The sequence below is a fragment of the Vibrio sp. 10N.286.51.E5 genome, from assembly GCF_041469125.1.
GTDB lineage: Bacteria > Pseudomonadota > Gammaproteobacteria > Enterobacterales > Vibrionaceae > Vibrio > Vibrio crassostreae_C.
Genome location: NZ_JBFRJZ010000134.1, coordinates 1 through 306, shown reverse-complemented (window position 1 = coordinate 306; position 306 = coordinate 1). Strand labels below are relative to the sequence as shown.

Annotated in this window: 2 tRNA genes; both read right to left on the bottom strand. The window is 47.1% G+C overall.

Features of this window, described 5'->3' with window-relative positions:
- Positions 1-83: 83 nt before the first annotated feature.
- A tRNA-Val gene (locus AB4161_RS23080) sits at positions 84-159 on the bottom strand.
- Positions 160-187: 28 nt separating this feature from the next.
- Positions 188-263: transfer RNA gene (locus AB4161_RS23075), tRNA-Ala, on the bottom strand.
- Between the last annotated feature and the right edge of the window lie 43 nt (positions 264-306).

The following is a 306-nucleotide window of genomic DNA, read 5'->3' as shown; positions in this document are numbered from 1 at the left end:
TCCAAATTGTTAAAGAGCAAGAGTTTTAAGTGTTAAACTTTTAAACCCATTTTTAAATACTCTCTTACGAGAATGCTTAAAGATGGTGGGCGATACCGGGCTCGAACCAGTGACCCCCTGCTTGTAAGGCAGGTGCTCTCCCAACTGAGCTAATCGCCCATAAAGTTTTAATTCCTAATGGAAGGAATGGTGGAGCTATGCGGGATCGAACCGCAGACCTCCTGCGTGCAAGGCAGGCGCTCTCCCAGCTGAGCTATAGCCCCATATTTTTATTTCCTTGGGAGGAAATGGTGGGTCGTGCAGGAT